Raw genomic sequence first — 6,315 nt, forward strand, 5'->3', positions numbered from 1 at the left:
CCGCAGCACGCTGGTTCACCGAGGAAAGGTCAGTACCCATGCCCGAGACAACCACTCCCGCCACTGAACTGACATCGCTGTACGCCGCTCAGGTGAGCGGTGACCTCGAACGCAACGTCAAGGAGCAGGAACGCATCACGGCGGACATCGCCTCCCTGCAACAGCAGTTGGCCGCCCTGCAGCACGACCACACCGTGCTGGTGAACATGCGGCAGGTCCTTGGCATCACCGAAGCCCCGGCCGAGCCTGCGGCCGAGTCCGAGAGTGCCGCGGTGCCCTCACCCCGGAAGAATGCCAGTGCCGCGCGGGGCGGGAAGCAGAGGGCACGCAAATCCGCCTCCGCGCCGCAAAAGGCGGTCAAGAAGCCTGCGGCCAAGGCGGAGGGGGTCACGAAGGCGGCCCAGCCCACCCTGGTCGAACTCATCCGCCGCCACCTCGCCGAGTCGAAGGAACCGCGCTCCGCCGCGGAGATCTCCACGGCACTCGGCCAGGCCCATCCCCATCGCCAGATCACGACCAAGGTCGTGCGGGTCACGCTCGAGGGACTCGTGGCCAAGAGCCAGGCCGAGCGCAGCAAGCAGGGCAAGTCCGTCTTCTACACCGGCGCCGCACCGGAGCCGACGGGTGCGCCCGAGGACGAGGTACAGCCCGAGGAGGCTGCCAGCCAGCAAGGCTGAGGGGCGCTGCCCGGCGCGTCATCAGCGGGGGCGCCAGGTGCGGATTTCGAGGTGGATGATCTGAGCGTCGGGGCGGATGCGCCCGGTCTCCACCAGCCACTGGTGCACGGCGGCGGTGACGTCGCCGCCCGCGGCGTCCACGCGGCGGGCGAAGTCGGCGGCGTCGAAGCCGCCGCTCTGGGCGGAACCGTAGGAGCGTTCCTCACTGTGGTCGGCGCGCTGGATGACGTCGCGGCGGATGCCCGGTGAGTCGGTACGGCTGCCGGAAGGGTGCAGGTAGCCGGTTTTGGCCAGGCGCACGGTGAAGGCCAGGCGCAGGCCCAGGCGGGCTGCTTCGGCAATCAGGGGGCGCAGGCGGGCGGAGCCGGAGGCGATGGCCTGGGCACCGACGCGGCCGGACCCGGAGCCGGCGGGGGTGATCAGGACGGCCTTGGTACGCACCCGGGCGCGGGCGCCGGAGGCGGTGGTACGCCGCTGGGTGTGGCGGGCGGCGATGGCTGCGAGTTCGGGCAGGTCGGTGATGCCGCCGGTTTCGACGGCGGCCAGGACCTGCCGGAGGGCGGGGACGAAGGCGGCTCCCTTGTTCTTGGTGTAGAACTGCGAGACCAGGGAGGGGTCGCGGTCGATGATGCGGGCGATGTCGCGTTTGGTGTAGCCGACCGCTTGGAGCCGGTCGGCGAGGCGGGCTGCTTCGTTCAACTTGGGCTGGGGTTGAGGCCGGCGGCGGGGGCGGCGCGGCATCAGGCCTCCCGCTCAGCGGTGAGGGCCGCGCGTCCGGCATCCCGCAGCGTGAGGAGTTCTTCCTCGCTTGTGGGGGCGGTGACGGGGCCGGACAGGCGGCCGCGCAGGAGATAGTCGCCGGGCTGGTGGTGGTAGGGCCAGTTGCGGGGCTGGGTGAGGTAGAGGGCATCGGTGCGGAAGGCGACGACCGTGCCGGGCGGGGTGTGCAGGGCACCGACGTAGGTGTCGTCGTCGCGGTGGCGCTGGGTGAGCAGGGCGGCGCGCGCGCCGGACCAGATCGCGGCGGCCCATTCGGGGTGGGCGTTGGGGTCGCGGGCGAAGCCGGTGGGCTTCTGCCATGTGATCAACTCGTCGTCGAAGCCGATGATCTCGGCGTCGGCGGGCACGTCGCGCTCGGCACTGCGGGGGGTGGTGCCGGTGACCATGCGGGGCCGCTGGGCGAAGGAGCCGATGCCGTACAGCAGGATGGAACGCACCGCGCGGGAAGCGAGGTGAGCGGCACGGGCCTGCTGGGCATCGCCCTGGAAGTGGGCCTGGGCGGAGAGGTTGGTCCAGGTCTCCTTGAGTTTCTTGGCCCAGTCGTCGAGGGGTTTGCCGTCCTCCCACAGGATGCCGTCGAGGATCTCGATCTTCCACGGCTGGATGGGGTTGGTCAGGGCGGTGTGGAGTTCGGGGCCGCCCGCCCAAGTGGTGAAGGTGGTACCGGGCGCGGCCGGGTAGTGCCAGGCACGGTCGCCGGGGGCAGGGGCGGGCAGCAGGCCGACGTGGTCCCAGCCGTCAGGCACGGTGACGCGGACCTGCCAGTGCCCGCATCCGTACAGGGCCCGCATCTGCTCCTTCTGCGACCAGGCGGCGAAGGCGGCGGCGGTGACGCGGCGGGGGGTGCCGACCGGGGACTTCCAGGTGTGCTTGGCGTAGGCGAAGGTGCGGTCGTACTCGACGAGCTCGGACAACTGCTCGGGCACGCGGGGCGGGGTGATGAGTTCGTTGCGGCCCTGGCCTGCGGTGGCGTGCAGCAGGCCGCGCAGTTCCTCCGACAGGACGGGGAAGCCCTCGGCGTGCTGGCCGCGGGTGGGGATGGTGCGCGTCCACAAATCGCGGCCGGTCTGCGAGGGGGAGCCCATGAGGACCGCGTCGTTCCAGTGCCGGCGCAGCGCCTGCCACAGCAGGACGAAGGCGTCGCGGACGGTGTGCGGGGTGTCGCCGTCGACGTCGAACCACTCCCCCACCGAGCGGATTTCCACGTGCTGCTCGCCGTTGTCGCGCTGGTAGCGGCCGACGGGGTTTCGGGCGTGGACGAAGTGCCCGGCCATCCGGTCGCGGCCGCGGCCGGTGTCGGTGCGCCAGCCCGGGATGGGGGCGCTGAGCCAGGCGGCGACGGCGTCGCGCAGGTAGGGGTAGCGGTCGGCATCGTGGTGCCAGGGGTCGCCGGCGGTGATGTAAATCCGTTCCACGCCTTCGGGGATGGTGGTAAAGACGGCGGTGAGGATCTCTGCGGCCGATGCTGCGCCGAGGTCGAGGTGATGGGTCTGGTCGCGGTGCACCAGGACGCCGGTGGCGGTATCCAGGAAGACGGTGGAGCGGGCCTGCTGGGTGAAGTTCGGCCGCGTGGAGGCCAGGCCGGTGGTGTGGGTGAACCAGGCATCGCCAGCGGCGCCCTGGGGAAGGGAGGGCAGGCTGCGCGGCTCTTGCGGTGCCTGCGGCGCCGTCTGGTGTGTGGTGTGCGTCCCGGCAGGTGAGGCGATGGTGGGTGAGGGGGCGGCCGCTGCCGGTTGCGGCGGCTGTGGTCCGGCCGCAGAAACCGTCTGGGCCGGGGACGATGGGGGAAGTGGAGACTGCGGCTGCGGGACGTTCACGGACAGGCTGTCGGGGGCCAGTGCAGGGACGAGAGCGACGATATCGGCCACGCCCAGTCCGGCCGCGGGGGCGATCCGTTCTGCCTTGGCCTTCTCGTAGGAGGCCAGCTGGGTGATCAGTTTGTCCCGGTCCGCTTCCTGCCTCGCGAGCAGGGCCCGGGTCTTCTTGATCTGGTCCCGCAGGGTGCGCAGATCGGCAAGCGCGCTGCTGTAGCTCTGTGCGTCCATCGGGCGTTCCTTGTCCGGGCCGTTCAGCTGATGGTGGTGCGGGTGGTGACATAGGCGATGGCACCGCCCGAGTGGGAGGGAAGTCGGGTGCCCAGCAACAGCTCGGCGAGGCGGCGGTCGCTGTCGAGGCTCGAGGTGATCGACGTACGCGGGGCAGCCAGGTCGGTGACGTAACCGGCCAGGCGGGCGTCGGGGAAGGCGTGTCGGCCTTCGGGGTTCTTCTCCCACCGCTCGAGCCCGGTCAGTACCGCTACCACGTAGCCGGACAAGGTGACCGGCAGCAATCCCCCGGATGCGGCGCTTGCCGCGTCACACCGCCACCAGCCGCGCAACGCCTTCAGGAGATCATCGGGCGGAAGGGAGGCGGCGAAACCGAGCCACGAGCGCCCCTCTTCATGAGTCGGCCGGGCGGCGTCGACGCGCAGGACGGCGATTTCACCGTCCGGCAGCCGGTCGAGCGGTGCCTGGTGGCGCGTCTGCAGCGCCTGGACGACTTCGAGCGGGACCATGACGCGCACGCCCCGGTGGGACAGGCCCGGCAGCAATCCGGCAGAGATGAGCCGCCGGAAGGTGGTGATCGCGCATCCCAGCTCTTGCGCGGCCTGCCCGGTCGTCAGCAGCACCCCCTCAACCTCCATCCCCGATCTGATATCTGATTTGGCATGCAATCTACTCGGCGAGTGAGGGGGCGTCAAACCCTCATCCCGCCATGACAGAACGTGGTGCCGGGCCGGCGATTCGGCCCGGCGGCCGTAGAGGCCGGCGGGCCCTGTCGCCGTCGGCCCGCGTGACCGCATTGGGGCAGGGACCTCGCAGAAGACACGGTGCGCAAGCCTCAGTGGTAACGCCCGGCCTGCGCAGGTTGCCTGAGTCCCGGCGGAGCCGGAGCGACTCTGGATCGCGTCCCTTGAAGTGGTGTAGCCGGGCAGTGTCCCGGAACGCGCGGGTGTCTGCTCGGGGGCGTGCATCCGATGGCGGTGCATGCTCCCTGAACAAGGGCAGGCCATCGCGCAAGTCTCTCTGGTGAACGGGCAGTTCGACCGGAGGAGCACGCGATGGCCTTGTCCCAGTCTGAGCTGATGCGGCTGCTGGAGTCACTACGTCGGGCCGACGGAGTTGAAGCAATCAGGGTGGTGTGCGAGCGCATCCTGCAGGAACTCATCGAGGCCGAGGCCACCGACGTGATCGGTGCCGCGCCGCGCGAGCACTCCCAGACGCGCACGACCTGGCGCAATGGACACCGGGACAGGGTGCTGACCACGCAGGCCGGTGACCTGGACCTGAAGATCCCGAAGGTGCGGAGCGGGTCGTTCTTCCCGTCGCTGCTGGAACGCCGGCGGCGGATCGACCGGGCGCTGTTCGCCGTGGTGATGGAAGCGTACGTGCACGGTGTCTCGACCCGCTCGGTCGACGACCTGGTCAAAGCGCTCGGTGCGGACAGCGGGATCTCCAAGTCCGAGGTCTCCCGCATCTGCGGTGAGCTGGACGAAGAACTGACCGCGTTCAAGGAGCGGCCGCTGGAGCACACCGTCTTCCCGTACGTCTTCCTGGACGCCACCTACTGCAAGGCCCGGGTCAACCACCGGATCGTCTCCCAGGCCGTGGTCATCGCCACCGGTATCTCCGCCACCGGACATCGCGAGATCCTCGGGCTGATGGTCGGCGACAGTGAGTCGAAGCCGTTCTGGACGATGTTCCTGCGCTCGCTGCGGGCCCGCGGCCTGGAGAACGTCCAACTGGTCATCTCCGACAGCCACAGCGGTCTGGTGGCCGCGATCCGCACCGTTTTCCTCGGCGCGGCCTGGCAAAGGTGCCGGGTTCACTTCGTCCGGGACGTGTTCTCAGTGATCGAGAGGGGCTCCGGGGAGATGGTCGCCGCCACCATCCGCACCATCTTCGCGCAGACCACCGGTGAGCAGGTGCGCAGCCAGCTGAACGTGGTCGCCGACATGCTCGGACGGCAGTTCCCGCAGATCAAGTCGATGCTGCTGGATGCAGCAACGGACATCACCGCGTTCGCCGACTTCCCGCCGGCGCACTGGAAGAAGATCTGGTCGACCAACCCGCTGGAACGGCTGAACCGGGAGATCAAACGGCGGGCCGACGTCGTCCAGGTCTTCCCCAACCCCGCCGCCCTGGACCGGCTCGCCGCCGCGGTGCTGGCCGAACTCCACGACGAGTGGCAGGTCTTCGACCGCCGGTACTTCTCCGAAGCCTCCATGGCCGAGCTCTTCACCACCAAGCCGGCCGAACCCGAGATCACCCCACAACCGGAACCGAAACAGCTGCCGTGACTACACCACCACGCGGGACATGACCCCGTCCAGTCACGGGTGCCGCACTCTTTCGTGCAGCAACCCTCTTGTACCTGGATGGACGGTCCTGGAGGTTTCCGTGCCACAGCCGTCCAGCGAGTTCGGCGCAGAGCTGAGGAAGCGGCGCTGGGCGCCGGATTGAGTCTCACAGCGCTATCCGCGGTCGTGCACTACAGCAAGGCGCAGTTGAGCAAGGTCGAACGAGGCATCAAAGCGCCCAGCCGTGATCTGGCTCGGTTATGCGACGCCGCCCTCCACGCCGGCGGAGTGCTAATCGCTCTGGTCGCCCCGCCCGCTACTGACGTACCGAAGGAACGGGACTGCTGCATGATCGGGTGACAGCGGGGTTTATGCAGCCAGAGCTGCGGCTGGGGTCATGATGGTCTCGTACTCGACGGGGGTCAATCGGGCCAGGCGTCTCTGACGCCGGCGTCGGTGGTAGGTGCGCTCGATCCAGGTCACGATTGCGATCCGCAACTCCTGGCGGGTGACCCAGGC

At 69.5% G+C, this 6,315-nt stretch carries 6 protein-coding genes and 1 pseudogene; 3 read left to right on the forward strand and 4 right to left on the reverse strand.

Going from position 1 to position 6,315, the window contains the following annotated elements:
* Positions 1 to 677 (forward strand): hypothetical protein (locus tag ACSLTV_RS35700; protein ID WP_435613690.1); only part of this gene is annotated, 677 nt, incomplete at its 5' end.
* A gap of 21 nt (positions 678 to 698) precedes the next feature.
* On the opposite strand, the gene ACSLTV_RS35705 is transcribed toward ACSLTV_RS35700, so the two are convergent.
* From ACSLTV_RS35705 to ACSLTV_RS35715, 3 genes are read right to left on the reverse strand one after another with little or no spacing between them, the layout of a single operon-like run.
* Complete coding sequence (locus tag ACSLTV_RS35705) at positions 699 to 1,418, reverse strand: helix-turn-helix domain containing protein (RefSeq protein ID WP_435613691.1); 720 nt, start codon at positions 1,416 to 1,418, stop codon at positions 699 to 701.
* Entirely contained in the window at positions 1,418 to 3,502 is a 2,085-nt protein-coding gene (locus tag ACSLTV_RS35710) for a hypothetical protein (RefSeq protein WP_435613692.1), read from the reverse strand. Before ACSLTV_RS35710 ends, ACSLTV_RS35705 begins: the two co-directional genes overlap by 1 nt.
* 23 nt (positions 3,503 to 3,525) lie before the next feature.
* On the reverse strand, positions 3,526 to 4,125 hold the full coding sequence (locus ACSLTV_RS35715; RefSeq protein ID WP_435613693.1) for a helix-turn-helix domain-containing protein: 600 nt from the start codon (positions 4,123 to 4,125) through the stop codon (positions 3,526 to 3,528).
* A 432-nt stretch (positions 4,126 to 4,557) separates the two neighbouring features.
* Between ACSLTV_RS35715 and ACSLTV_RS35720 the strand changes: the two genes are divergently transcribed.
* Both ACSLTV_RS35720 and ACSLTV_RS35725 read left to right on the forward strand, forming a co-directional pair.
* Positions 4,558 to 5,796 (forward strand): IS256 family transposase, encoded by a 1,239-nt coding sequence (locus ACSLTV_RS35720; RefSeq protein ID WP_435613694.1) that lies wholly within the window; start codon positions 4,558 to 4,560, stop codon positions 5,794 to 5,796.
* Positions 5,797 to 5,874: 78 nt separating this feature from the next.
* Positions 5,875 to 6,156: a helix-turn-helix domain-containing protein gene (locus ACSLTV_RS35725; RefSeq protein WP_435613695.1), complete on the forward strand. Its 282-nt coding sequence runs from the start codon at positions 5,875 to 5,877 to the stop codon at positions 6,154 to 6,156.
* A 9-nt stretch (positions 6,157 to 6,165) separates the two neighbouring features.
* Here ACSLTV_RS35725 and ACSLTV_RS35730 read toward each other — a convergent pair.
* A pseudogene (locus tag ACSLTV_RS35730) lies at positions 6,166 to 6,315 on the reverse strand (IS3 family transposase); the annotation flags it as partial.

This window comes from Streptomyces sp. bgisy159 (assembly GCF_965341775.1).
In the GTDB taxonomy this organism is placed as follows: Bacteria; Actinomycetota; Actinomycetes; order Streptomycetales; family Streptomycetaceae; genus Streptomyces.